21 protein-coding genes and 1 pseudogene are annotated in these 24,255 nt (G+C 64.4%); 8 read left to right on the top strand and 14 right to left on the bottom strand.

The features are described from left to right. Positions 1-104: 104 nt before the first annotated feature. Genes yidC through rpmH form a run of 4 tightly spaced genes read right to left on the bottom strand, consistent with a single transcriptional unit; the run spans position 105 to position 2,650 of the window. On the bottom strand, positions 105-1,850 hold the full coding sequence (gene yidC, locus HNP46_RS03110) for a membrane protein insertase YidC (protein ID WP_184586054.1): 1,746 nt from the start codon (positions 1,848-1,850) through the stop codon (positions 105-107). 2 nt (positions 1,851-1,852) lie between these two features. Further along, positions 1,853-2,101 carry a membrane protein insertion efficiency factor YidD gene (yidD, locus tag HNP46_RS03115; protein WP_015479779.1) on the bottom strand — a complete coding sequence of 83 codons (249 nt, stop codon included), beginning with the start codon at positions 2,099-2,101 and terminating at the stop codon, positions 1,853-1,855. Continuing rightward, a complete protein-coding gene (rnpA, locus tag HNP46_RS03120) occupies positions 2,094-2,501 on the bottom strand; it encodes a ribonuclease P protein component (protein WP_026079029.1) in 408 nt (135 codons plus the stop codon). The genes yidD and rnpA overlap by 8 nt, the downstream gene beginning before the upstream one ends. Positions 2,502-2,515: 14 nt before the next feature. Beyond that, positions 2,516-2,650 carry a 50S ribosomal protein L34 gene (rpmH, locus tag HNP46_RS03125; protein WP_003100258.1) on the bottom strand — a complete coding sequence of 45 codons (135 nt, stop codon included), beginning with the start codon at positions 2,648-2,650 and terminating at the stop codon, positions 2,516-2,518. A 520-nt stretch (positions 2,651-3,170) separates the two neighbouring features. On the opposite strand from rpmH, the gene dnaA reads away from it, so the two are divergent. From dnaA to gyrB, 4 genes and pseudogenes are all read left to right on the top strand, one after another. Next, positions 3,171-4,703, top strand: a complete 1,533-nt coding sequence (gene dnaA, locus HNP46_RS03130) for a chromosomal replication initiator protein DnaA (RefSeq protein ID WP_184586055.1) — start codon at positions 3,171-3,173, stop codon at positions 4,701-4,703. Positions 4,704-4,732: 29 nt separating this feature from the next. After that, positions 4,733-5,839, top strand: coding sequence for a DNA polymerase III subunit beta (gene dnaN / locus HNP46_RS03135; protein WP_184586056.1), 1,107 nt, complete (start codon positions 4,733-4,735; stop codon positions 5,837-5,839). A gap of 9 nt (positions 5,840-5,848) precedes the next feature. Beyond that, positions 5,849-6,951, top strand: a pseudogene (recF, locus tag HNP46_RS03140) (DNA replication/repair protein RecF). 3 nt (positions 6,952-6,954) lie between these two features. Continuing rightward, complete coding sequence (gene gyrB, locus HNP46_RS03145; protein WP_184586058.1) at positions 6,955-9,372, top strand: DNA topoisomerase (ATP-hydrolyzing) subunit B; 2,418 nt, start codon at positions 6,955-6,957, stop codon at positions 9,370-9,372. 66 nt (positions 9,373-9,438) lie between these two features. Here gyrB and HNP46_RS03150 read toward each other — a convergent pair whose 3' ends face one another. The 4 genes from HNP46_RS03150 to glyQ all read right to left on the bottom strand — a co-directional run bounded on the left by HNP46_RS03150 (position 9,439) and on the right by glyQ (position 13,843). Continuing rightward, entirely contained in the window at positions 9,439-10,212 is a 774-nt protein-coding gene (locus HNP46_RS03150; protein WP_184586059.1) for a lysophospholipid acyltransferase family protein, read from the bottom strand. A 13-nt stretch (positions 10,213-10,225) separates the two neighbouring features. Next, the gene (gmhB, locus tag HNP46_RS03155; protein WP_184586060.1) at positions 10,226-10,756 is read right to left on the bottom strand and encodes a D-glycero-beta-D-manno-heptose 1,7-bisphosphate 7-phosphatase; all 531 of its coding nucleotides are present in this window, start codon (positions 10,754-10,756) and stop codon (positions 10,226-10,228) included. A gap of 85 nt (positions 10,757-10,841) precedes the next feature. Continuing rightward, entirely contained in the window at positions 10,842-12,896 is a 2,055-nt protein-coding gene (gene glyS, locus HNP46_RS03160; protein WP_184586061.1) for a glycine--tRNA ligase subunit beta, read from the bottom strand. After that, on the bottom strand, positions 12,896-13,843 hold the full coding sequence (gene glyQ / locus HNP46_RS03165) for a glycine--tRNA ligase subunit alpha (RefSeq protein WP_015474809.1): 948 nt from the start codon (positions 13,841-13,843) through the stop codon (positions 12,896-12,898). Before glyQ ends, glyS begins: the two co-directional genes overlap by 1 nt. Before the next feature lie 189 nt (positions 13,844-14,032). Between glyQ and HNP46_RS03170 the strand changes: the two genes are divergently transcribed. Beyond that, on the top strand, positions 14,033-14,587 hold the full coding sequence (locus HNP46_RS03170) for a DNA-3-methyladenine glycosylase I (RefSeq protein ID WP_184586062.1): 555 nt from the start codon (positions 14,033-14,035) through the stop codon (positions 14,585-14,587). On the opposite strand, the gene xrtQ is transcribed toward HNP46_RS03170, so the two are convergent. Beyond that, a complete protein-coding gene (gene xrtQ / locus HNP46_RS03175) occupies positions 14,584-15,918 on the bottom strand; it encodes an exosortase Q (protein WP_184586063.1) in 1,335 nt (444 codons plus the stop codon). The genes HNP46_RS03170 and xrtQ overlap by 4 nt on opposite strands. Beyond that, the gene (locus HNP46_RS03180) at positions 15,915-17,906 is read right to left on the bottom strand and encodes a VIT domain-containing protein (RefSeq protein WP_184586064.1); all 1,992 of its coding nucleotides are present in this window, start codon (positions 17,904-17,906) and stop codon (positions 15,915-15,917) included. Before HNP46_RS03180 ends, xrtQ begins: the two co-directional genes overlap by 4 nt. A gap of 157 nt (positions 17,907-18,063) precedes the next feature. Between HNP46_RS03180 and HNP46_RS03185 the strand changes: the two genes are divergently transcribed. The 3 genes from HNP46_RS03185 (at position 18,064) to HNP46_RS03195 (ending at position 20,811) form a co-directional block, all read left to right on the top strand. Further along, on the top strand, positions 18,064-18,951 hold the full coding sequence (locus tag HNP46_RS03185) for a lysophospholipid acyltransferase (RefSeq protein WP_184586065.1): 888 nt from the start codon (positions 18,064-18,066) through the stop codon (positions 18,949-18,951). A gap of 221 nt (positions 18,952-19,172) precedes the next feature. Next, complete coding sequence (locus tag HNP46_RS03190) at positions 19,173-20,486, top strand: Nramp family divalent metal transporter (RefSeq protein ID WP_184586066.1); 1,314 nt, start codon at positions 19,173-19,175, stop codon at positions 20,484-20,486. 58 nt (positions 20,487-20,544) lie between these two features. Further along, on the top strand, positions 20,545-20,811 hold the full coding sequence (locus tag HNP46_RS03195) for a PilZ domain-containing protein (RefSeq protein ID WP_184586067.1): 267 nt from the start codon (positions 20,545-20,547) through the stop codon (positions 20,809-20,811). A gap of 139 nt (positions 20,812-20,950) precedes the next feature. On the opposite strand, the gene ehuA is transcribed toward HNP46_RS03195, so the two are convergent. The 4 genes from ehuA to ehuB form a co-directional block, all read right to left on the bottom strand. After that, positions 20,951-21,775, bottom strand: coding sequence for an ectoine/hydroxyectoine ABC transporter ATP-binding protein EhuA (ehuA, locus tag HNP46_RS03200; protein ID WP_311771794.1), 825 nt, complete (start codon positions 21,773-21,775; stop codon positions 20,951-20,953). A 53-nt stretch (positions 21,776-21,828) separates the two neighbouring features. After that, positions 21,829-22,485, bottom strand: coding sequence for an ectoine/hydroxyectoine ABC transporter permease subunit EhuD (gene ehuD / locus HNP46_RS03205; RefSeq protein WP_184586068.1), 657 nt, complete (start codon positions 22,483-22,485; stop codon positions 21,829-21,831). Further along, positions 22,485-23,141 (bottom strand): ectoine/hydroxyectoine ABC transporter permease subunit EhuC, encoded by a 657-nt coding sequence (gene ehuC, locus HNP46_RS03210; protein WP_184586069.1) that lies wholly within the window; start codon positions 23,139-23,141, stop codon positions 22,485-22,487. The genes ehuD and ehuC overlap by 1 nt, the downstream gene beginning before the upstream one ends. Before the next feature lie 77 nt (positions 23,142-23,218). Then, positions 23,219-24,073, bottom strand: a complete 855-nt coding sequence (gene ehuB, locus HNP46_RS03215) for an ectoine/hydroxyectoine ABC transporter substrate-binding protein EhuB (RefSeq protein ID WP_184586070.1) — start codon at positions 24,071-24,073, stop codon at positions 23,219-23,221. Positions 24,074-24,255 lie beyond the last annotated feature (182 nt).

A 24,255-nucleotide genomic window follows, 5' to 3' on the forward strand; every position in this document is an offset into this window, starting at 1 on the left:
GGCGGTCTCGCGGTTGTTCTCGTGGCGCTCGAAGAATCAAGGTTATCCACATAGCAAAACGCCCCACGAGGGGGCGTCTTGTCGATCAGCATCGGGGGGCGATATCAGGCAGAAGCCTTCTTCGCCGCCGCTTCGATCCGACGGGTAATGTACCACTGCTGTGCGATGGACAGGCAGTTGTTCACAACCCAGTACAGCACCAGACCGGCCGGGAACCACAGGAAGAAGAAGGTGAAGATGATCGGCATCAGCTTCATCACCTTGGCCTGCATGGGGTCCGGCGGCGTCGGGTTGAGCATCTGCTGCACCAGCATGGTGGCGCCCATGATGATCGGCAGGATGAAGAACGGATCCTTCACCGAGAGGTCGACGATCCAGCCCAGCCACGGGGCCTGGCGCATCTCGACGCTTTCCAGGAGTACCCAGTACAGGGAGAGGAAGACCGGCATCTGCACCAGGATCGGCAGGCAGCCGCCCAGCGGGTTGATCTTCTCTTTCTTGTACAGCTCCATCATTGCCTGGGACATCTTCTGGCGATCATCGCCATGCTGTTCCTTCAGCGCAGCCAGTTTCGGCGACACGGCGCGCATGCGGGCCATGGAGCGGTAGCTGGCGGCGGACAGCGGGAAGAAGGCCAGTTTGATGACGATGGTCAGGAAGATGATCGACCAGCCCCAGTTACCCACCAGGTTGTGGATATGTTGCAGCAGCCAGAAGATCGGCTGGGCGATGAACCACAGCGGACCGTAGTCGACGGTCAGTTCCAGACCCGGGGACAGTTCCTTCAGGTACGCCTGCAGTTTCGGGCCGGCATACAGGGTCATGCTGGTTTCGCCCTTGGCTCCCGGCGCAACGCTCAGGTTGGGACCGGTGTAGCCGACGATGTAGTTGCCCTGGGCATCCTTGCGGGTCATCACGCTGTGGGTATCGCCCTTGGCGGGTACCCAGGCGGTGACGAAGTAGTGCTGCAGCCAGGCTACCCAGCCACCCTGGACGGTTTCCTTGAACTGCTCCTTGTCCATGTCCTTCATGGACACTTTCACGTAGGGCTTTTCAGGGGTCCAGACCGCGGCGCCGAGGTAGGTCGATACGCCGGTAGCGGTGGTGGAGGACGGGTCGACGCTGGCGTCACGCTTGAGCTGGGCGAACAGCGAAGCGTTCCACGGTTTGTCGCTCTGGTTGTCGATCAGGTAGCTCACGCCAACCTGATAGGCATCTGGGTTGATGCACTCGAGCTTCTTCTGCGCCTTTTCCTTCTCGGTGCAGTCGTTCTTCAGACCGCGATGGAAGGTGAAACGCTTGATGTAGCTGACGCCAGCCTGTGCATAAGTCAGGTCGACGACCATCTGGTCCTGGCCGTCGGCCAGTTCGTAGACAGGCTTGGCGGTGGCGTAAAGCGGGCGACCGCTGGCAGCGGCATCCGGGCCGTTGGCGCCGGTCAGGCCGCTCTGGGCCAGGTAGGTACGCTGCTGATCACGCTCGAACAGCGGGAACGGTACGTCCGGACGATCCTGGCGCAGCGGGTACTGGGTCAGGCCGAGCTTGACCACGTCGCCGCCGCGCGGGTCGATGGCGAGGTCCAGGACATCGGTCTTCACGCGGATCAGCTGGTCACTGGCCGCCGGCTTCTGCTCGGTGGGCAGGCTGGCCTGGGCGTTCTGCGTGGTGGGGACGTCGGCATTGGCCGCGTTGCCGGCAGGCACGGAAGTGTCCGGCAGGCCTTCAGTCTGATTGAAGGTCGCGGTCTGCGCCGGCAGTTCGGGCTGGCCGTAGTCCTTGTTCCACTGGAGAACCAGCGCATAGGACACGATTGCCAGGGCGACGAATAGGATTGAACGTTTGATGTCCATGGTTACTCGGCCGTCGAGGAAGGGGCGGGCTTGGAAGGATCTGGCGGTACCGGATCGTAGCCACCGGGATGCCAGGGGTGGCAGCGGCCGAGGCGACGAGCGGCCAGCCAGCCACCACGCAGGAAGCCATGGGTTTCAATGGCTTCCTGCGCGTAGCAGGAACAGCTGGGGTAGAAACGACAGTGCCTGCCCATCATGGGACTGATGGCGTAGCGGTAAAACTGGATCAGTAACAGCGCCAGTCTACGCATGGGAACTGTCGGCCACTCCCGGAGATTCTGTCGAAGGTTCCGGGCTGGGCCGATTGCGCAACAGACGTTTCCAGAGCTTGCCGAACTGCTGGTGCAGCTCTTCATTCTCCAGATCGCCGAGCCCTTTGCGCGCGATCACCACGATATCCAGGCCGGCCAGCTTCTGCTGGTTATGCCGGAAGGACTCACGGAGAAGGCGTTTGAGGCGGTTGCGCTCGACGGCGAGCTTGACGTTCTTCTTGCCGATCACCAGGCCCAGACGGGGATGATCGAGACCGTTTTCGCGCGCCAGCAGCAGGATGTGCTTGCCGGGAACCTTGGAGGTGGGGGAGTCGAAGACTGCTGTGAATTGCCGGGCTGTCAGAAGACGTTTATCCCGGCTGAAATCTCGACTCACCACCTGTGTCAGACAAATCAGACGGTCAGACGCTTACGGCCTTTGGCGCGACGACGCGACAGAACCTGACGACCGTTCTTGGTGGCCATACGAGCGCGGAAGCCGTGCACGCGAGCGCGCTTGAGGGTGCTGGGTTGGAAAGTACGTTTCATGATTCGGTACCTGGGTTTGACGACATGAGGTCGCAGTGACCCCGTTTAAAGAGACCGGCGATTCTAGTGAAATCGGGCGGTCAGGTCAATTTCCAACCAGGCCCGGATACAAAATCTATAGAAAGGGAGGAAATCTCTTTTTTAAAGATTGAAGCGATGATTATGTTTAGGCGGGCACTTGCCTGTGCATAACTCAGTCCGGGTCTTTGCGCTGGCGGTTCCGGGGCAATGATAACCCTGTCGGGAAGACGTGGGCGGCTTGTGTGAGGCCGGTTGGAAAGCTGGGTATGGAATGGAGTTTTTTCCACAGCGATTTTTTCCACAGAACCATCAACCGAGTCTTCCCCTGCCCCATCAAGCGGTTATCCACAAGGTTCAAGGCGCTACAACCCGACCGCCGGTAAAATCATTAACACCTTGATTTTGCTTGCATCTCAGCGCTGTTAACTGTGGATAAGTTGGTCTCGCGGGGATACAATGGCGGTCTGTTTCGCTTTGCGACTTCTTTTGGGGGATATCCGTGTCCGTGGAACTTTGGCAGCAGTGCGTGGAGCTTCTGCGCGACGAGCTGCCGTCCCAGCAATTCAATACCTGGATCCGACCTCTGCAGGTCGAGGCCGAGGCTGAGGAGCTGCGCGTCTACGCACCCAACCGCTTCGTACTCGACTGGGTCAACGAGAAGTACATGGGGCGCATGCTCGAGCTGCTGAGCGAGCGCGGCAATGGCCAGATTCCGGCGATTTCGCTGCTGATCGGCAGCCGTCGCAGCCGTACTCCGCGCCCTGCCCTGGTGCCGACGCCCCAGGTGACCGTGCAGGCCGCCCCGGTGGCAGTCGCGCCTGTTCCCGTGGCTGCGCCGGCGCCGGTTGTTGCCCAGGCGATGCCCGAGCCACATCCGGTTCAGGCGGCACCGGTGCAGACCATGGCCGATCTCGACGAGTCGAGTCCGGGCATCGATCCGCTGGCCGCGGCCATGCCTGCCACTGCTGTGCGTACCGAACGCAATGTGCAGGTGGAAGGTGCGCTCAAGCACACCAGCTATCTCAACCGCACCTTTACCTTCGAGAATTTTGTCGAAGGCAAGTCCAACCAGCTGGCCCGCGCGGCAGCCTGGCAGGTGGCGGACAACCTCAAGCATGGTTACAACCCGCTCTTCCTTTATGGTGGCGTCGGCCTGGGCAAGACCCACCTGATGCATGCTGTGGGTAACCACCTGCTGAAGAAGAATCCCAATGCCAAGGTCGTGTACCTGCATTCGGAGCGTTTCGTCGCGGACATGGTGAAGGCGCTGCAGCTCAACGCCATCAACGAATTCAAGCGCTTCTACCGTTCGGTGGACGCGCTGCTGATCGACGACATCCAGTTCTTCGCCCGCAAGGAGCGTTCCCAGGAAGAGTTCTTCCACACCTTCAACGCCCTTCTCGAAGGCGGCCAGCAGGTCATCCTGACCAGCGACCGCTACCCGAAGGAGATCGAGGGCCTGGAAGAGCGCCTGAAGTCGCGCTTCGGTTGGGGCCTGACGGTGGCCGTCGAGCCGCCGGAGCTGGAAACCCGCGTGGCGATCCTGATGAAGAAGGCCGAGCAGGCCAAGGTTGAGCTGCCGCACGACGCTGCGTTCTTCATCGCCCAGCGCATCCGCTCCAACGTGCGTGAACTGGAAGGTGCGCTCAAGCGCGTGATCGCCCACTCCCACTTCATGGGCCGGCCGATCACCATCGAGCTGATCCGCGAGTCGCTGAAGGACCTGCTGGCCCTGCAGGACAAGCTGGTCAGCATCGACAACATCCAGCGCACCGTCGCCGAGTACTACAAGATCAAGATCGCCGACCTGCTGTCCAAGCGCCGCTCGCGCTCGGTGGCCCGTCCGCGCCAGGTAGCCATGGCACTTTCCAAGGAACTGACCAACCACAGCCTGCCGGAGATCGGCGTGGCCTTCGGCGGTCGGGATCACACCACGGTGCTGCACGCCTGTCGTAAGATCGCTCAACTCAAGGAATCCGACGCGGATATCCGCGAGGACTACAAGAACCTGCTGCGTACTCTGACCACCTGACGCAGCCTCACGAGGCAAGGGACTAGACCATGCATTTCACTATTCAACGCGAAGCTCTGTTGAAACCCCTGCAACTGGTCGCTGGCGTTGTCGAGCGCCGCCAGACGCTGCCGGTTCTTTCCAACGTCCTGCTGGTCGTCGAAGGCCAGCAGCTGTCGCTCACCGGTACCGACCTGGAAGTCGAACTGGTGGGTCGTGTCGCCCTGGAAGATGCCGCCGAACCGGGCGAGATCACCGTGCCGGCGCGCAAGCTGATGGACATCTGCAAGAGCCTGCCCAGCGACGCCGTGATCGATATCCGCGTCGACGAGCAGAAGCTCCTGGTGAAGGCCGGCCGCAGCCGCTTCACCCTGTCCACCCTGCCGGCCAACGACTTCCCCACCGTGGAAGAAGGCCCGGGTTCGCTGACCTTCAGCCTGGTGCAGAGCAAGCTGCGTCGCCTGATCGATCGCACCAGCTTCGCCATGGCGCAGCAGGACGTCCGCTACTACCTCAACGGCATGCTGCTGGAAGTGGGCGGCGGCACCCTGCGCGCGGTTGCCACCGACGGTCACCGTCTGGCCATGTGCTCGCTGAGCAATGGCGTGCCGGAAGCCCAGGATCGCCATCAGGTCATCGTGCCGCGTAAAGGCATCCTCGAACTGGCGCGCCTGCTCACCGAGCAGGACGGCGAAGTGTCCATCGTCCTTGGCCAACACCACATCCGTGCAACCACCGGCGAGTTCACCTTCACCTCCAAGCTGGTCGACGGCAAGTTCCCCGATTACGAGCGCGTGCTGCCCAAGGGTGGCGACAAGCTGGTCATCGGCGACCGCCAGGTGCTGCGTGAAGCGTTCAGCCGTACCGCGATCCTGTCCAACGAGAAGTACCGCGGCATTCGCCTGCAACTCTCCAACGGTCTCCTGAAAATCCAGGCGAACAACCCGGAACAGGAAGAAGCGGAAGAAGAAGTACAGGTGGACTACAACGGTGGCAATCTGGAAATCGGCTTCAACGTCAGCTACCTGCTGGATGTGCTGGGTGTGATGGGTACCGAGCAGGTGCGCATGATCCTCTCCGATTCCAACAGCAGTGCCCTGGTGCAGGAAGCGGACAACGACGACTCCGCCTACGTCGTCATGCCGATGCGCCTCTGACGCGTATCGATGTCCCTTACCCGCCTTTCGGTCACCGCGGTGCGCAACCTGCACCCGGTGACCTTCTCCCCCTCCCCCCGCATCAACATCCTCTACGGCGAAAACGGCAGCGGCAAGACCAGCGTGCTGGAAGCCATTTACCTGCTCGGCCTCGCCCGTTCCTTCCGCAGCATGCGCCTGCAACCTGTCATCCAGTACGAAGAACCGGCTTGCACGGTGTTCGGACAGGTTCGCCTGGGCAACGGCTTCGATAGCAGCCTGGGGGTTTCCCGCGATCGCCAGGGCGAGTTCCAGATTCGCATCGACGGCCAGAATGCCCGCAGTGCCGCGCAGTTAGCTGAAACCCTGCCGCTGCAACTGATCAATCCGGACAGCTTCCGCCTGCTGGAAGGTGCGCCGAAGATTCGCCGGCAGTTCCTCGACTGGGGAGTGTTCCACGTGGAACAACGCTTCATGGTCGCCTGGCAAAGACTGCAGAAGGCCCTGCGGCAGCGGAACTCGTGGCTCCGACATGGTAAACTGGACGGTGCTTCGCAGGCCGCGTGGGACCGCGAATTGTGCTCGGCGAGCGACGAAATCGACGCCTACCGACGGTCCTATATCCAGGCTCTAAAACCCCAGTTCGAGCGGACTCTGGCCGAGCTGATCCAGATCGATGATCTGACGCTCAGCTATTACCGGGGTTGGGACAAGGAGCGCGACCTGACCGATGTGCTGTCTTCCAGTCTGCTGCGCGATCAGCAGATGGGACACACCCAGGCAGGACCGCAACGGGCGGATCTGAGAATTCGCCTGGGGGGACACAATGCCGCGGAGATACTGTCCCGCGGTCAACAGAAACTGGTGGTCTGCGCGCTGCGGATCGCCCAGGGGCACTTGATCAACCAGGCCAAGCGCGGACAGTGCGTTTACCTGGTGGATGACCTCCCCTCCGAATTGGATGAGAAGCATCGGTTGTCGTTGTGCCGACTTCTCGAAGATCTGGGTTGCCAGGTATTCATCACCTGCGTCGATCCGCACTTATTGAAAGACGGCTGGCAAACGGAAACGCCGGTGTCGATGTTCCACGTGGAACATGGGCGCGTCTCTCAGGACACTACCATCGGGAGTGAAGAATGAGCGAGAACACCTACGACTCTTCCAGTATCAAGGTACTGAAGGGGCTGGATGCCGTACGTAAGCGTCCGGGCATGTACATCGGTGATACCGACGACGGCACTGGCCTGCACCACATGGTCTTCGAGGTCGTGGACAACTCGATCGACGAAGCGCTGGCAGGCTATTGCAGCGAGATCAGCATCACCATTCACACCGATGAATCCATCACCGTGCGCGACAACGGTCGCGGCATTCCGGTGGATATCCACAAGGAAGAAGGGGTCTCCGCGGCCGAGGTCATCATGACCGTCCTTCACGCCGGCGGTAAGTTCGACGACAACAGCTACAAAGTCTCCGGTGGTCTCCACGGTGTGGGTGTGTCGGTAGTGAACGCTCTCTCCCACGAGCTACGCCTGACCATCCGTCGCGAAGGCAAGGTCTGGGAGCAGGTCTACCACCACGGCGTACCGCAATTCCCGCTGCGCCCGGTAGGCGATACCGACGGTTCGGGTACCGAGGTGCACTTCAAGCCGTCTCCGGAAACCTTCCACAACATCCACTTCAGCTGGGACATCCTGGCCAAGCGGATCCGTGAGCTGTCCTTCCTGAACTCCGGCGTCGGCATCGTCCTGCGCGACGAGCGTGCCGGCAAGGAAGAGCTGTTCAAGTACGAGGGTGGCCTGCGCGCCTTCGTCGAATACTTGAATACCAACAAGACCGCGGTGAACCAGGTCTTCCACTTCAACTGCCAGCGCGAAGAAGACGGCGTCGGCGTGGAAGTCGCCCTGCAGTGGAACGACAGCTTCAACGAGAACATCCTCTGCTTCACCAACAACATTCCCCAGCGTGACGGCGGTACCCACCTGGCGGGCTTCCGCTCCGCCCTCACCCGCCACCTGAACAACTACATCGAGCAGGAAGGCCTGGCGAAGAAGTTCAAGATCGCCACCACCGGTGACGACGCCCGCGAAGGTCTGACCGCGATCATTTCGGTGAAGGTGCCGGATCCGAAGTTCAGCTCGCAGACCAAGGACAAGCTGGTTTCCTCGGAGGTGAAGACCGCCGTGGAACAGGAGATGGGCAAGTACTTCGCCGACTTCCTGCTGGAAAACCCGAACGAAGCCAAGGCCGTGGTCGGCAAGATGATCGACGCCGCCCGTGCCCGTGAGGCTGCGCGCAAGGCCCGTGAGATGACCCGCCGCAAGGGTGCGCTGGATATCGCCGGCCTGCCGGGCAAGCTCGCCGACTGCCAGGAGAAGGACCCCGCCCTCTCCGAACTGTACATCGTGGAAGGTGACTCCGCGGGCGGTTCTGCGAAGCAGGGCCGTAACCGCAAGACCCAGGCGATCCTGCCGCTCAAGGGCAAGATCCTCAACGTCGAGAAGGCTCGCTTCGACAAGATGCTGTCCTCCCAGGAGGTCGGCACGCTGATCACCGCGCTGGGCTGCGGTATCGGTCGCGAGGAGTACAACATCGACAAGCTGCGTTACCACAACATCATCATCATGACCGATGCTGACGTCGACGGTTCGCACATCCGCACCCTGCTGCTGACCTTCTTCTTCCGTCAGCTGCCGGAGCTGGTCGAGCGCGGCTACATCTATATCGCCCAGCCGCCGCTGTACAAGGTGAAGCGCGGCAAGCAGGAGCAGTACATCAAGGACGACGTGGCCATGGAGGAATACATGACCCAGTCGGCCCTCGAAGATGCCAGCGTGCACGTCAATGAAAGCGCCCCGGGCCTGTCCGGCGAAGCGCTGGAGGGGCTGGTCAACGAGTATCGCGGCGTCATGCGTACCCTCGCCCGTCTGTCCCGCCTGTACCCGCAGGATCTCACCGAGCACTTCGTCTACCTGCCGCGCATCGAGGTTGACCAACTGGGCGACCAGGCCGCCATGCAGGCCTGGCTGGAGCAATACTCGGCGCGCCTGAAGGCAGCCGAGAAATCCGGCCTGGTCTACAAGGTCAGCCTGCGCGAGGACCGTGAGCGTCACCTGTGGCTGCCAGAAGTCGAGATGGTCGCCCACGGCCTGTCGAGCTACGTCACCTTCAACCGTGACTTCTTTGCCAGCAACGATTACCGCGCAGTGACCGAGCTGGGCAGCAAGCTGAACAGCCTGCTGGAAGATGGCGCCTACGTGCAGAAGGGCGAGCGCAAGAAGAACGTCAGCAGCTTCAAGGAAGCGCTGGAATGGCTGATGACCGAAGGCACCAAGCGCCACAGCATCCAGCGATACAAAGGTCTGGGCGAGATGAACCCGGATCAGCTTTGGGAAACCACCATGGACCCGAACGTGCGTCGCATGCTCAAGGTAACCATCGAGGACGCCATCGCTGCCGACCAGCTGTTCAACACCCTGATGGGCGATGCCGTGGAGCCGCGCCGCGACTTCATCGAAAGCAACGCTCTGGCGGTGTCCAACCTGGACGTCTGATCCGGGAAGTTCCAGGCAAAAAGAAAGGGCCCTTCGGGGCCCTTTCTTTTTGCTCCTGAGAATGCCTCAGGACGCTTCGGCGACCGTCTGCGGGGTCGCATCGGCTGGCAGCTCGCCCATGTCGCGCAGAGTCTGCGCAACCCAGTTCTCGGCGCGCTGGTTGAGTTCGGCGATGGCGCGCGGGCCCTCCCCTTCGGCGTACATGACCGGGCCGATCACCACCTGGATGGTGCCGGGATACTTCGCCCAGCCATTCTTCGGCCAGCAGTGCCCGGCGTTGTGGGCAATCGGCAGCACCGGCAGTTGGGCATTCACCGCCAGGGCGGCGCCGCCGCGGGAGAACTTGCCCATCTGGCCGGTAGGAATGCGCGTGCCTTCCGGGAAGACCACCACCCAGGCGCCCTGCTTGAGGCGCTGATCGCCGATCCGGGCCAGTTGCTTGAGCGCGGCCTTGGGTTGGCTTCTGTCGATGGCAATGGGCCTGAGCAGGGCCATTGCCCAGCCGAAGAAGGGAACGAACAGCAGCTCGCGCTTGAGCACCTGGGCAACCGGCTCGAAGTAGCCCGTGAGGAAGAAGGTCTCCCAGGTGCTCTGATGCTTGGCGAGGATCACGCAGGGCTGCTCGGGGATATTCTCCGCCCCCTTGAGTTCGTAGCGCACGCCGACCATCCAGGAGGCCAGCCAGACGGCGAACTTGCACCAGGCCTGGGCGATGAAACGGTAGCGCGCACGGTACGGCAGGAAGGGCGCGATGAGCAGGCTGAGGGTGCCCCAGACGAAGGCGCTGGACGACAGCAGCAGGTAGAAGAGAACGGTTCTGATGGCCTGCACTATCGACATGGGGAATGGGTCCTCAGGAAAGAAGTTGGTCGGCAACGGCCGCCAGATCGTCGAATACCAGCGTGCCTTCGGGCAACGGCTTGGCCAGGGTTCGTTCGCCCTTGCCGGTCTTTACCAACACGGGCTGACAATCGACGGCCAGCGCGGCGTCCAGGTCACCCCGACTGTCACCGACGAACCAGACTCCTTGCAGGTCTGTGCCGTAATACTGGGCAATCTGTCGCAGCATACCGGGTTTCGGCTTGCGGCAGTCGCAGCCATCGTCGGGACCATGGGGACAGTAGACCACCACGCCGAGTTCACCGCCCTGCTCCGCCACCAGTTCGCGCAGGCGCTGGTGCATGCTTTCCAGCGTCGCCAGGTCGTAGTAGCCGCGGGCGATGCCCGATTGGTTTGTGGCCACGGCCACGGTCCAGCCGGCCTTGCTCAGGCGGGCGATGGCGGTGATCGCGCTGGGGATCGGAATCCACTCGTCGAGGGATTTGATGTAGGCGTCGGAGTCCTGGTTGATGACACCGTCGCGGTCGAGGATCAGTAGTTTCATGAGATGGCTTCAGGCTGCAAGCCACAGGCTGCAGGCGGAGCGCACGCCTGCAGCTTGCCGCCTGAAGCCTGTAGCCGTTGGGCGGTTAGCCCAACAGGGAGATGTCGGCGACGCCGAGGAACAACCCGCGCAGCTTCGCCAGCAACGCGTAGCGGTTGGCCTTCACGGCGTTGTCGTCGGCGTTGACCAGCACTTCCTCGAAGAAGGCATCGACCGGCGCACGCAGGGCTGCCAGGCGGGCCAGGGCAGCGCGATAGTCGCGAGCTGCGGCCAGCGGAGCCACTTCGCTTTCGGCTGCTGCTACGGCGCTGCCAAGGGCCTTCTCGGCGGACTCGGTGAACAGACCGGCGTCGACGGCGGCAGGTACGTCGCCTTCGGCCTTGGCCAGGATGTTCGACACGCGCTTGTTGGCAGCCGCCAGGGCAGCCGCTTCGGGCAGCTGACGGAAGGCCTGCACCGCCTGCACGCGTTGGTCGAAGTCCAGCGGAGCGGTCGGCTTGAGCGCACGTACGGCCTGGTACACGGCCACGTCGACGCCTTCGTCCTCGTAGCGGGCGCGCAGGCGGTCGAAGACGAAGTCCTGCACCTGTTCGGACAGGCCGTCAGCCTTCACCTTGTCGCCGTACTGGGCAACGGCCACACAGATGGCGTCGACCAGGTCCAGGTCCAGCTGCTTCTCGATGAGGATGCGCAGCACGCCCAGGGCGGCACGGCGCAGGGCGTACGGGTCCTTGCTGCCGGTGGGCAGCATGCCGATACCGAAGATGCCGACCAGGGTGTCGAGCTTGTCGGCCACGGCCACCGCGGCACCGGTCAGGGTACTCGGCAGTTCGGCGCCGGCGCCGCGTGGCATGTACTGCTCGTTCAGCGCCAGGGCGACGTCCTTGGCCTCACCACCGGCAGTGGCGTAGTAGTAACCGGCGATGCCCTGCATTTCCGGGAATTCGCCGACCATCTCGGTGGCCAGGTCGCACTTGGAGAGGATGCCGGCGCGGGCAGCATTGGTGGCGTCACCGCCGATGCGTGCGGCGATGTAGGCGGCCAGTTTGGAAACGCGCTCGGCTTTCTCGTAGACGGTGCCGAGCTGGGCCTGGAACACCACGTTCTTCAGACGGGCGTTGAAGGCTTCCAGCGGCTGCTTCTGGTCCTGCTTGAAGAAGAACTCGGCGTCGGTCAGGCGCGGACGCACGACCTTCTCGTTGCCGGAAATGATCTGCTCCGGCGCCTTGCTCTCGACGTTGGCCACGGTGATGAAGCGCGGCAGCAGCTTGCCGTTGGCGTCCAGCAGGCAGAAGTACTTCTGGTTGTCCTGCATGGTGGTGATCAGGGCTTCCTGCGGCACGGCGAGGAAGCGCTCCTCGAAGGAGCACACCAGCGGCACGGGCCACTCGACCAGCGCGGTCACTTCGTCCAGCAGGTCGGCCGGAACAATGGCGCTGCCCTTCTGCTCGGCAGCCAGTTCGGCGACACGCTTGGAGATGATCGCCCGGCGCTCGGCGAAGTAGGCCAGCACGTAGGCGCTGCGCAGGTCTTCCAGGTAGTTGCCCGGCGCCGAAATGCGCACGTTGGCTGGATTGTGGAAACGGTGGCCACGGGATTCGCGACCGGCCTTTCTGGTGAGGATCTCGCAGTCGACGACATCATCGCCGAACAGCATCACCAGCCACTGGGTCGGACGCACGAACTCTTCACGGCGGGCCGCCCAGCGCATGCGCTTGGGAATCGGCAGGTCGTTCAGCGAGGCTTCGACGATGCCCGGCAGCAGGCCCACGGCGGGTTGGCCGGCGATGGTCTGGCTGAACTTGAGCTTCGGGCCGCTCTTGTCGATCTGCTCCAGGTCCACGCCGCACTTCTTGGCGAAGCCCAGGGCGGCCTGGGTCGGGTTGCCGCTGGCGTCGAAGGCGGCCTGCAGCGGCGGGCCGTCGAGGTTCACGGTGCGATCGGGCTGCTGCACGGCGAGCTGGTCGATCTGCACGGCCAGGCGGCGCGGCGCGGCGTAGCAGCGCGCGGCGGCGTAGGTCAGGCCGGCGGCCTTGAGGCCCTTCTCGATGCCGGCCAGGAAGGCTTCACCGAGACTTTTCAGCGCCTTGGGTGGCAGCTCTTCGGTGCCCAGTTCGACGAGGAAATCCTTCGCGCTCATTATTCGGCCTCCTTCAGCTTGGCCAGTACTTCGTCACGCAATTCGGGGGTGGCCATCGGGAAGCCGAGGCGGGCGCGCGCCTGCAGGTAGCTCTGCGCCACGGCGCGGGCCAGGGTGCGCACGCGCAGGATGTAGCGCTGACGCTCGGTCACCGAGATGGCGCGGCGGGCGTCCAGCAGGTTGAAGGTATGCGAGGCCTTGAGGACCATCTCGTAGGTCGGCAGCGGCAGCTGCAGCTCGATCAGGCGGTTGGCTTCGCTTTCGTAGAAGTCGAACAGCTCAAACAGCTTCTCGACGTTGGCGTGTTCGAAGTTGTAGGTCGACTGCTCCACCTCGTTCTGATGGAACACATCGCCATAGGTGACCTTGCCGAACGGGCCGTCGGCCCACACCAGGTCGTACACCGAATCGACGCCCTGGATGTACATGGCCAGGCGTTCCAGGCCGTAGGTGATCTCACCGGTGACCGGGTAGCACTCGATGCCGCCCACCTGCTGGAAGTAGGTGAACTGGGTGACTTCCATGCCGTTCAGCCAGATTTCCCAGCCCAGGCCCCACGCGCCAAGAGTTGGCGATTCCCAGTTGTCCTCGACGAAGCGGATGTCGTGCACCAGCGGGTCGATGCCGATGGCCTGCAGCGAGCCCAGGTACAGTTCCTGGAAGTTTTCCGGGTTGGGCTTGAGGACCACCTGGAACTGGTAGTAGTGCTGCAGGCGGTTGGGGTTCTCGCCGTAGCGGCCGTCGGTCGGACGGCGGCTCGGTTGCACGTAGGCCGCGTTCCAGGTTTCCGGGCCCACGGCGCGGAGGAAGGTGGCGGTGTGGAAGGTGCCGGCGCCTACTTCCATGTCGTAGGGCTGCAGCACCACGCAGCCCTGATCGGCCCAGTATTTTTGCAGGGCGAGGATCAGGTCCTGGAAGGTGGGCACGGCGGGCGTAGTCTGGCTCACGAAAATCACCTGTGCTGGATATGCGACTAAAACCCGGCAGTATACCCCAAGACGCTTGCCGCTTGGGCCTCACAGCGCTTTCCGGGCGCCCAGCGGGAGTTCACGGATTGGCAGGAAAACCGATCGATTGACTGTATTTTCATACAGTGAATTGTCTATAGTCGGATTTTCCCTGTCAGGACGACCGCCATGCCTCGCTGCTTCTGGTGTAACGACGACCCGCTGTACATCGACTACCACGACAACGAGTGGGGCGTGCCACAGCGCGACGCGCGGGCGCTGTTCGAGATGATCCTCCTCGAGGGCGCCCAGGCCGGGCTGTCGTGGATCACCGTGCTGAAGAAGCGCGAGCGCTACCGCGAGGTGCTGTTCGGCTTCGACCCCGAACGCCTGGCGCGCATGACCGACGAGGAAATCGAGGAGCGCATGCAGGACCCCGGCATCATCCGCAACTTCGCCAAGCTCAAGGCGGCGCGGCAGAACGCCCAGGCCTGGCTGAAGCTGGAGGATCCGGTGACCTTCCTCTGGTCCTTCGTCGGCGGCCAGCCCAAGGTCAATCACTTCCGCGAACGCGGCGACGTGCCGGCGGTGACGCCCGAGGCCGAGGCCATGAGCAAGGCCCTGCGCAAGGCCGGTTTCAACTTCGTCGGCCCGACCATCTGCTACGCCTTCATGCAGGCCACCGGCATGGTGATGGATCACACCGTCGACTGCGACCGCTACGCCCAGCTCACCCGCGCCTAAGGCAGCGGGCTGGCCAGGGTGACCGCCTGCCAGGGGCCCTGGCTGCGGCCGGCGAGCGCCGACCAGTACCAGGCCGAGGTATCGGAGAAGGACTGGCCGGCGGCGTCCTCGATGTAGTCGCAGACCTGCAGCCGCACGCCTTCTCGACTCACCACGAAGCAGCGCTGCAGGCCCGGCGCGGCCACCCGCTGGCGCAGCTGCGTCTGCTCGATGCGATAGCCCAGCGCGCGGAAGCAGTCCTCCGCCGGGTGCAGCTTGCGCGTCGGCCGCAGGACGTGGCGCAGCACGATGCTGCGCTGGCCATCGGTAAAGCGGCCGAGCTGGCCGGGGAAGTCCTCGGCGAAGCGCTGCTCGACCGGCGACAGCGCCAGCGGACGCAGGGCGCGACCTTCGAACTGCAGCGGCCATTCATGGGCTGTCCGCGAAAGCGTTGGCGCGGAGACCGGCGCCAGCAGTGGCCACAGCGCCGCCAGCAACAGCGCAGCGAGAAGGCCGCTCGCCCGGCGCGTTGCAGTGATCGGCGGAGCCGGTTCGGCAGGCGACAGCGCAAAAGTCCGTTGTCCCATTACCCGGAAAATCATCCCGCAGACCCCGGCGAATACCAGCAAGCCGATGCCCTCGTGAGCCCAGCCGGGAAACCCGCTCGCCCCGCTCTCGCCCCAAACCAGCAGCGTGTTGCGCAGGATATTGCCGCCCAGCACCAGCGCGCCCACCAGCGGCAGGCGGCGCAGCAGCAGGCGGTCCGGCAGACGCTGCCAGGCCGCCAGTGCGCAGGCGCTGAAGTAGCCGACCCAGGCCATCTGGATACCCGAGCAGGGTGCGTCGACCATCACCCACTGGCCGTCCACCAGCAGCGCACTGCCCTGCCGTTCCACCGACCCGCTAATCAGGCGCAGCAGCCAGGAACTGACCTCGGCGGTGACCACTCGCAGCGGATAACCGATAAAGAACTGCAGCGACGAAAGCAGCGGCAGCGACAGCACGCCCAGCCCCAGCCAGGCCAGCCAGGGTTGACCAGGCGAGCGCAGGCCGAGAACCGCCAGCATCAGCGCCAGCACCGAGAGCAGTCCGCGCAGCAGTGGCGGGAGGATCGGCTGGGAGATTGCAGCGGCGATCAGCAGCACGGCGGCGACGCCCAGCCAGCGCCAGCGAGGCTGCCCGCGCAGGCTGCAGCGATCACGCCAGAGCAACAGTCCCAGAACGGCCAGGGCGATGATGCCCAGCGGATCATCCGAACCATCGCCGAGACGCCGCGCCGCCCACAGCCAGCTCGGCCAGGCTGCCAGCGCGCAGAGCAGCAGCCAGCTCCAGCCGGGCAGGCGGCGGATCATGCCGCTCTCCTCCGCCACCAGCAGGCTCCCGCTGCGGCGAGCAGCAGCATCGCCCACACGCCCGGCTCCGGCGTGCCGGGAACGCTGCTGCCGATGGCGCTGTTGTTCACCCCCTGGGGCAGCGGCAGGGGTTGGTCGACTGTCTTGCTGGCCTGCGGATCGGGATTGCGCACCTGCTGGTCAACGGCGATGAACGAGGTGTAGGGCGTGAGCAGCTGGTACTTCAGGCCGAGGTCGAGGATCTGCGAGCTGAACTCGAAGCCGCCGTCGAGCGCTTCCTGGTCCATCAGGCTGGCGACCCGTTGGCGGGCCCACAGATGAGCCAGTGCATCGCCCTTGTCGGTGAGGCTTTCACTACTGATCGGCAGGCGCGCCTGGAACGGTCCGTCAGCCGCACGTGCGTCGATCTGCAAGGCACCGCGCGGCTCGCCCTTCCATTTGCCGAACAGCACCAGCGGACGATTGGCGAACAGGTCGGGCAGTTGCTGCGGCTCCACGTCGTAGGCGTCGAGGCCTTCGAAACGGGCGTGGATACCCTGCAGCAGTGGGCTGTCGATCATGCGCCGCAGGCGTTCGGCCTGCTCGCCGGCCGAGCGCTGGTCGGTGACGATGAACGGCTCGCCCTGCCCCGCCCGCGCCAGGCCTTCGATCAGGCTGCGGTTCACCGAGGTGCCGATGCCGAAGGCGAACAGGTTGGCCTTGCTCAGGTTCTCCCGCACCAGCTGGTAGGCGCTGCTTTCCACCGTGACGAAGCCGTCGGTGATCACCACGAAGCTGCGCGAACGCTCCGGGTCGGTGGGCATCGCCAGCGCCTCGCGCAGCGCCGGCATCAGCTCGGTACCGCCGGCGCCCTGCTCGCCATCGAGCATATCGGTGGCGCGCCGAACGTTGGCCGGCGTGGCCGCCAGGGAGGTCTCGGCGAGCTTGCGGTTGTCGCCGGAGAACAGCAGCAGGTTGAAGGTGTCGCTGGGGCGCAGGCGGCCGATCAGGTCGCGCAGCAGCGCCTTGGTGGTGTCCAGCGGGAAGCCGTTCATGGAGCCGGACACATCGACGATGAGCACATAGTCGCGCGGCACGATGAGCCTGGCTTGCGGGGCACGCGGTGGCGTGACCATGGCGAGGAAGAAATTTTCCTTTTCGCCGCGCGACAGCAACAGGCCGCTCTGTACGGCGTCACCGCCCAGGCGGTAATCGAGGATGAAGTCTCGGTTGTTGCCGGCGCTTTCGTCGCCAGCCAGGCGGATCGCGGCGCGCTGGCCGCCGCGCTGGATTTCGATGGGGTGCGAGGGCGATGTGATCTCGCCAATCTGCACCGGGGCGAGCAGTTCCACCTGCAGGGTGAACCTTGTCGTCGAGGCTTGTCCTTGTGCCAGGTATGGCGTCGAGATCCACGGTTGCTTGCCGCTGCCCGAAGCGCCCTTGCCGTTGTAGCGCGGGCCCACCACGGTGGGGAAGACGAACTGGAAGCGCCCGTCGCTGGGCACCAGTAGTTCGCTGTAGCGCAGCTCCACCTGCACCACGTCGCCGGGGAGGATGTTGGCGACGTTCATCTGGAACACGTTCTCGCGCTCCTGTTCCAGCAGTGCGGCGGTCTTGCCCTCGCTCCTGGCCTGCTGGTACTCGGCCTTGGCCTTCTGCTTCTCGCGAATCTGCGCCTGGATCACCCGCTCGCCCAGGCGCACGGTCATGCCGTGCACGGCGGCGCGGGTCGAGGCGGGGAACACGTAGCGCGCTTCCAGCGGTGTCGTGCCCTGGTTGCGGTATTCCTGGGTCACCGTCACTTCGGCGATGTTGCCCAGCACGCGGGCGTCCACGTGGGTGGCCTTGAGCGGCAGCGCGTCGACGGCAGCGTCGGCATTCTCGACGAAGAAGTAGGGGCTGGCCGTGTTGTCGTTCTGTGGACTGTCGTCGGCAGCCAGCGCCGCCAGGCTGGTGCCCAGCGTCAGCAGCAGGCAGCACAGCCGTGCAAGGAATATTGGGGTACGCATCGCGGGCCTCCGGGCCAAGGGTTCGGATGGCCGCAGGTTGCGCGCGCGCCGTGGGCGCAATGTGCTCGCGGGGTGGAGATTGTGTGGAGTCTCGAAGGCGCCCGATTTGCCGGCGCGAGCGGCTACAATGGCCGCCATCTGCTTGAAGGAGTTTTCCGTGGAGAAATTCAAGGGCGCGCTGGTGGTGGGCTTCCTGCGCTTGTTCGCGATGCTGCCGTGGCGCGCGGTAGGGGCGTTGGGCGCCGGCATCGGCTGGCTGATGTGGAAGTTGCCCAACCGCTCCCGCGAGATCGTGCGGATCAACCTGTCGCACTGCTTCCCCGAGCTGTCCGAAGCCGAGCTGGAAAAACTGGTCGGCCAAAGCCTGATGGACATCGGCCGCACGCTCACCGAGAGCGCCTGCGCCTGGATGTGGTCGCCGCAGAAATCCCTGCAGTACATCCGCGAAGTCGAAGGCATGGAAGTGCTGGAAGAGGCGCTGGCCTCCGGCGATGGCCTGGTCGGCATCACCAGCCACCTGGGCAACTGGGAAGTGCTCAACCACTTCTACTGCTCCTACGCCAAGCCGATCATTTTCTACCGCCCGCCCAAGCTCAAGGCGGTGGACGACCTGCTGAAGAAGCAGCGCGTACAGCTGGGCAACCGCGTGGCGCCCTCCACTCCCGAGGGCATCAAGAGCGTGATCAAGGAAGTGAAGAACGGCGGTTGCGTCGGCATTCCCTGCGACCCGGAGCCGGACCTGGGTTCCGGCCTGTTCGTGCCCTACCTGGGCACCACCGCGCTGACCAGCAAGTTCGTGCCCTCGCTGCTCTCGCGCGGCAAGGCCCGCGGGGTGTTCTTCCATGCCGTGCGCCTGCCCGATGGCAGCGGCTACAAGGTGATCCTTGAAGCCGCCCCAGCGGACATGTACGACAAGGATATGGAAGTCTCGGTCGCCGCCCTCAGCCGCGAGCTGGCCAAGTACGTGCGCGCCTATCCGAGCCAGTACATGTGGACCATGAAGCGCTTCAAGAAGCGGCCCGAGGGGGAGGCGAAGTGGTACTGAGCCGCAGGATGATTCTGTGCTTGCCGGGAAGATCCTCTCCCCAGCCCTCTGACTAGGCGTCCCCCCCATGAAGGGAGAGGGAGCCGTTCGGCGCGAAGCGCTGTAACGGAGGTAACCGGTCAGCGCCGGACTGTCCATGAACTCCGAACAATCCCCTCTCCCTTCAGGGAGAGGGTTAGGGAGAGGGCAAGACGCCCACTCAGAAGCCAGGAATCACCCCCATGCTCGGCCTGCCGACCACCGCCACCGCGCCGTTCTGTCCCTCGGAAGTCAAAGGCAGCATCCAAGTTGCCGCCGGCGCGCCGTTGTGGAAACGCATCCTGCAGTTCGCCGGCCCCGGCCTGCTGGTGTCCATCGGCTACATGGACCCGGGCAACTGGGCCACTGCCATCGAAGCTGGCTCGGGCTTCGGCTACCAGCTGCTGTTCGTGGTGCTGCTGTCCAGCCTCGCGGGGATGGTCCTGCAGTGCCTGGCGATGCGCCTGGGCATCGTCACCGGCCAGGACCTGGCGCAGCTCTCGCGCAGCCGCTACAGCCTCGGTGCGGCGCGCCTGCAATGGCTGCTGGCCGAACTCTCCATCGTCGCCACGGACCTCGCCGAAGTGCTCGGCTGCGCCCTGGCCTTCCACCTGCTGCTGGGCGTCGACCTGGTCACCGGCGTGATCCTCACCGCGTTCGACACGCTCATCGTGCTCGGCCTCAAGGGCCAGCGCTTCCGCCACCTGGAAGCGATCATGCTGGGCCTGATCGTCACCATCGGCGGCTGCTACCTGGTCGAGCTGATCCTGATCAAACCCTATTGGCCCGACGTCGCCGCCGGCTTCCTGCCCAGCTGGGATGCGGTCACCCAGCGCGAGCCGCTGTACCTGGCGATCGGCATCCTCGGCGCCACGGTGATGCCGCACAACCTCTACCTGCACTCCTCCATCGTGCAGACCCGGCAGGTCAGCGGCAGCAACGGCAAGGCCGCGGCGATCCGCCTGACGCGCATCGACACCGTGGTCTCGCTGAGCCTCGCGCTGCTGATCAACGCGGCGATCCTGATCCTCGCCGCCGCGGCCTTCCACGACACCGGCCACACCGGCGTCACCGAAATCCAGGACGCCTACCGCCTGCTCGAACCACTGGTGGGCACCGGGCTGGCGGCGATCCTGTTCGGCGTCGCCCTGCTCGCCTCCGGGCAGAGTTCCACCTTCACCGGCACCATCGCCGGACAGGTGATCATGGACGGCTTCCTGCAGATGAAGATCCCCTGCTGGCAGCGCCGCCTGATCACCCGCGCCCTGGCGCTGATCCCGGCGCTGATCGGCGTGCTGATGCTGGGCGACAAGGCGGTGGGCAAGTTGCTGGTGATGAGCCAGGTGGTGCTCAGCCTGCAGCTGCCCTTCGCGCTGTGGCCGCTGATCCGCTTCACCAGCGATCGCGCGCTGATGGGCGAGTTCGCCAACTCGCTGCTCACCCGCGTGCTGGCCTGGACCCTGTTCTGCGTCATCAGCGCGGCCAATCTCTGGCTGCTGGTGCAATTGCTGGCTTGACCTGACCGATGGGTTTGAGGCCCATTAAGGCGCTGACATTCAGGACGGATGCCATTTCATGTCGAACCAACGGCAACACCCGCGTACCCCGATGAAGTGCCGGATCAAGATCAGCCATCCCGATTTCGGTGACGTGTTCGGCCATACCCGTGACCTGTCCGATGGCGGCGTCTACGTGCGCCACGAGGTGCTCGCCGCCCTGCCCGCCGGCACGCGGGTCACCGGCCAGGTGCAGGACATGCCCTTCGATGCGCCGATCCTGGAAATGGAAGTGATGCGTACCGACGCCGAGGGCGCGGGTTTCCGCTTCGTCGGCAACGCCTGAGATCAGTCTTACTGGAAGAACACGGACGTAGGATGGGTGGAGCTTGCGATACCCATCGGCGATGTCCACGGGTGAACGATGGGTATCGCTTCGCTCCACACCATCCTACGGGTGCAGCGAAGCCATGGGCCGTGTGGCTTCAATTCGCCTCGTTCACCGCACTGAGGAAAGCCCGCGTGCGCTCGTGCTGCGGGTTGCCGAAGAACTGCTGCGGGCTGCCCTGCTCGAGGATGCTGCCCTGGTGGAAGAAGCACACGCGGTCGGCGAACTCGCGGGCGAAGCCCATCTGGTGGGTGACCATGAGCATGGTCAGGTTGTGCTCGGCGCCCAGCTTGCGCACCACGTTGAGCACTTCGCCGCACAGCTCCGGGTCCAGCGCCGAGGTCACCTCGTCGAACAGCATCACCTTGGGCCGCATCGCCAGGGCACGGGCGATGGCCACGCGCTGCTGCTGGCCGCCGGAGAGCTGTGACGGATAGTGCTCCAGCTTGTTGCCCAGGCCGACCATTTCCAGCAGCTCCACCGCGCGCTCGCGGGCCTCGTCGCGGCGCATGCCCAGTACCTGTACGGGCGCTTCCATCACGTTGCGCAGAGCGCTCATGTGCGGGAACAGGTTGAAGCTCTGGAAGACCATACCGATCTTGCTGCGCACCTTGCGCACGTGGCTCTCCGGCGCGCGCACCAGAGCGTCGTTACGCTTGAGGTGAGTCAGTGGTTCGCCGTCGACTTCGATCAGCCCGCTGTCGATGGTTTCCAGGGTCATCAGTGCGCGCAGCAGCGTCGACTTGCCCGAGCCGCTGGGGCCGATGATGGCGACCTTCTCGTGAGCCTTGACCTCCAGGTTGAGGTCCTTGAGCACGCTGAAGCTGCCGTAGCTCTTGCACACGTTGCGGAAGCTGACCATCGGTTGGGCGGTCTCGGCGCGCGCGGCCGGCGCGTCCTGGCTGGCCACGCGGGGGGACATCGAAAGAACGGTCATCGGGGTACCTCCAGAGCTCTCAATCATGAAAGAAGCCATCATGGCAGCGCCGTACGTTTTTCCACCTGGCGCACCACGCTGGCCAGGCCGATGGAGATGAGCAGGAAGAACACCCCGACCAGGGTGATCGGTTCCAGGTAGCGGAAGCTGTCGGAACCGATGTTCTTCGCCTGCTGCATGATCTCCACCACGGTGATCGCGGAGAGCACCGGGGTGTCCTTGAACATGGCAATCAGGTAGTTGCCCAGCGCCGGCAGCACCGGGCGGATCGCCTGGGGCAGGATCACCTCGCGGTAGGCCTTGAACGGCGAGAAGTTCAGCGCGGTGACCACCTCCCATTGCCCGCGCGGCACGGCCTCCAGCCCCGCCCGATAGACCTCGGCGGTATAGCAGGCGTAGTGCAGGGCGATGCCCAGGGTGCCGGCCACCAGTGCCGTCATGCTCAATCCGTAGAGCGGCAGCACATAGAACAGGAAGTACACCTGGATCAGCAGCGGCGTGCTGCGGATGAACTCGATCAGCCAGGCCGCCGGCCATGACAGCCAGAAGTGCCGGCTACGCCGGCCAATGGCGAAGAGCAGGCCGAACACCACCGCCAGGGCGAAGCCCACCAGGGTGATGGCGATGGTGCGCAGCGAGGCGTGCAGCAGTTGCGGCAGGATCTGCCAGGCGAAATCCCAGTCGAAGAATTTCATCACAGGCCTCCGTGGATGCGGCCGTGCCCCAGCCAGCGCTCCAGGCGCCGCATGAGGAAGACGATGACCTGGGCCATGACGAAGTACAGCACCAGGGTGAGGACGAATATCTTCATGGTTTCGAAGGTTGCCTGGTCCAGCTGGCGCGCGCGGAAGGTCAGGTCCGACAGCGTGATCAGCGACACCAGTGAGGTGTTCTTCAGCAGCTCGATCAGCAGGTTGGTGCCCGGCGGGATCGCGCAGAGCAGCGCCTGCGGCAGGATGATCCGGCGAAAGCGCGTGAAGGGCGTCATGTTCAGCGCCAGCGCCGCCTCGTATTGCCCCTTGGGCACCGAGCCGATGGCGCCGCGCATGACTTCAGCGCCGTAGGCGCCGATATGCAGGCCCAGGCCGATGATCGCCACGCTGTAGGCGCTCATCTCCAGGTTGAACGGCGGCAGCGGCAGCACGAAGTAAAGCCAGAACAGCTGCACCAGCAGCGAGGTGCCGCGGAACAGCTCGATGTAGGCGATGGACACCCAGCGCACCGCGGCCCACGGCGCGAGCCGGCCCAGCGCGGCGATGATAGCGGCGGCGACCGCCAGCAGGGAGCCGAAGACGGTCACCTGGACGGTGATCCAGGCGCCCTCCAGCAGCAGTGGAAGCAATTCACCCATGGTACGTATCCCGTAGCGACAGGTTCGACCCAACGGCCAGGCCGACGCGCCCTATGCCAGCGACGCGCCCCGCCCGGTCACTGTTTGCAGAGCTCGGCGGCGGTCTTGTCGGTGACGTTGGACTGGTCGAAGCCGAACGGCTTGACCGTCGCCAGGTGCTCGTCACCGCCCAGCCATTTCTTCAGCTGGGCATTCACCGCGTCGCGCAGGTCCTTGTCGTCCGGGCGGAAGGCCAGCGCGCCGTAGCCGATGTGCGCGGGGTCGTCCTTGAAGTCGGCGATGGCTTCCACCGAATCGCCGCCCTTGGCCGCCAGGCCCTTCATGGTCAGCGCGGTGCCGACGCTGGCGTCCGCGCGGCCGGCGCGCACCGCCTGCAACTGGGCGGTGGTGTCGGGGACCTGGACGATCTGGTCCTCGGCCACGCCCTCGGCACGGGCATAGCCCAGCTCGGCGGTGCCGGACATGATCGCCAGCTTCACGTCCGGGTTGTTCTTCACGTCGGCGTAGCTGTGCAGGTTCTTCGGGTTGCCCTTCTTCACCAGCAGCGAGTCGGGAATCTGGTAGTGCGGATCGGTGAAGATCACCTGCTGGCAACGGGGCGGGGTGATGTACATGCCGGCGGCGATCACATCGAAGCGTCCGGCGCGCAGTCCGGGGATCAGCGCGCCCCATTCGGTCAGCACCGGCTCGATCTTCTTCACGCCCATCTGGGTGAAGATGGCCTTGGCGATTTCCGGCGACTCACCGGTGACCTTGCCGGAGGTCTCGGTGTAGGCGAAGGGCGCCTCGTTGGCGTAGCCGATGCGCACCGTGCCGGTGCTCTGGATGCGCTCCAGGGTGGTTTCGGCGTAGCTGCCGGCGCTGGCGACGGCGCCGACCAGCAGGGTGCAGGCAAGACTCAGGCGGCGCAGGAAAACAGGGGCGGTACTCATCTTCGGATCTCCTGATCTTCTCTTGCCGAACGCGGGCGGCGCGCGGCGATGGATGGCAGGTAGCAATGTCGTACGACTGTTGTTCTTGTAGGTCGGGCCCTGGACGGGGCCTTCCGAAGTGCTCTGGGCTCTCTCGGCTGTCTTGCCGCGTGGAGAGTGAAAAGCTCGACGCCAGACTAAGA

Origin of the sequence: Pseudomonas nitroreducens (assembly GCF_014204515.1) — a bacterium.
GTDB classification, from domain to species: domain Bacteria; phylum Pseudomonadota; class Gammaproteobacteria; order Pseudomonadales; family Pseudomonadaceae; genus Pseudomonas; species Pseudomonas nitritireducens_A.

Coding starts and splice junctions, on each gene's coding strand:
- HNP46_RS03195 (WP_184586067.1), top strand. CDS start 20,545: ATGTCGAACCAACGGCAACACCCGCGTACCCCGATGAAGTGCCGGATC.
- gmhB (WP_184586060.1), bottom strand. CDS start 10,756: ATGAAACTACTGATCCTCGACCGCGACGGTGTCATCAACCAGGACTCC.
- xrtQ (WP_184586063.1), bottom strand. CDS start 15,918: ATGATCCGCCGCCTGCCCGGCTGGAGCTGGCTGCTGCTCTGCGCGCTG.
- ehuB (WP_184586070.1), bottom strand. CDS start 24,073: ATGAGTACCGCCCCTGTTTTCCTGCGCCGCCTGAGTCTTGCCTGCACC.
- ehuC (WP_184586069.1), bottom strand. CDS start 23,141: ATGGGTGAATTGCTTCCACTGCTGCTGGAGGGCGCCTGGATCACCGTC.
- gyrB (WP_184586058.1), top strand. CDS start 6,955: ATGAGCGAGAACACCTACGACTCTTCCAGTATCAAGGTACTGAAGGGG.
- ehuA (WP_311771794.1), bottom strand. CDS start 21,775: ATGTCCCCCCGCGTGGCCAGCCAGGACGCGCCGGCCGCGCGCGCCGAG.
- rpmH (WP_003100258.1), bottom strand. CDS start 2,650: ATGAAACGTACTTTCCAACCCAGCACCCTCAAGCGCGCTCGCGTGCAC.
- yidD (WP_015479779.1), bottom strand. CDS start 2,101: ATGCGTAGACTGGCGCTGTTACTGATCCAGTTTTACCGCTACGCCATC.
- yidC (WP_184586054.1), bottom strand. CDS start 1,850: ATGGACATCAAACGTTCAATCCTATTCGTCGCCCTGGCAATCGTGTCC.
- ehuD (WP_184586068.1), bottom strand. CDS start 22,485: ATGAAATTCTTCGACTGGGATTTCGCCTGGCAGATCCTGCCGCAACTG.
- dnaN (WP_184586056.1), top strand. CDS start 4,733: ATGCATTTCACTATTCAACGCGAAGCTCTGTTGAAACCCCTGCAACTG.
- HNP46_RS03150 (WP_184586059.1), bottom strand. CDS start 10,212: ATGTCGATAGTGCAGGCCATCAGAACCGTTCTCTTCTACCTGCTGCTG.
- HNP46_RS03170 (WP_184586062.1), top strand. CDS start 14,033: ATGCCTCGCTGCTTCTGGTGTAACGACGACCCGCTGTACATCGACTAC.
- HNP46_RS03180 (WP_184586064.1), bottom strand. CDS start 17,906: ATGCGTACCCCAATATTCCTTGCACGGCTGTGCTGCCTGCTGCTGACG.
- HNP46_RS03190 (WP_184586066.1), top strand. CDS start 19,173: ATGCTCGGCCTGCCGACCACCGCCACCGCGCCGTTCTGTCCCTCGGAA.
- glyS (WP_184586061.1), bottom strand. CDS start 12,896: ATGAGCGCGAAGGATTTCCTCGTCGAACTGGGCACCGAAGAGCTGCCA.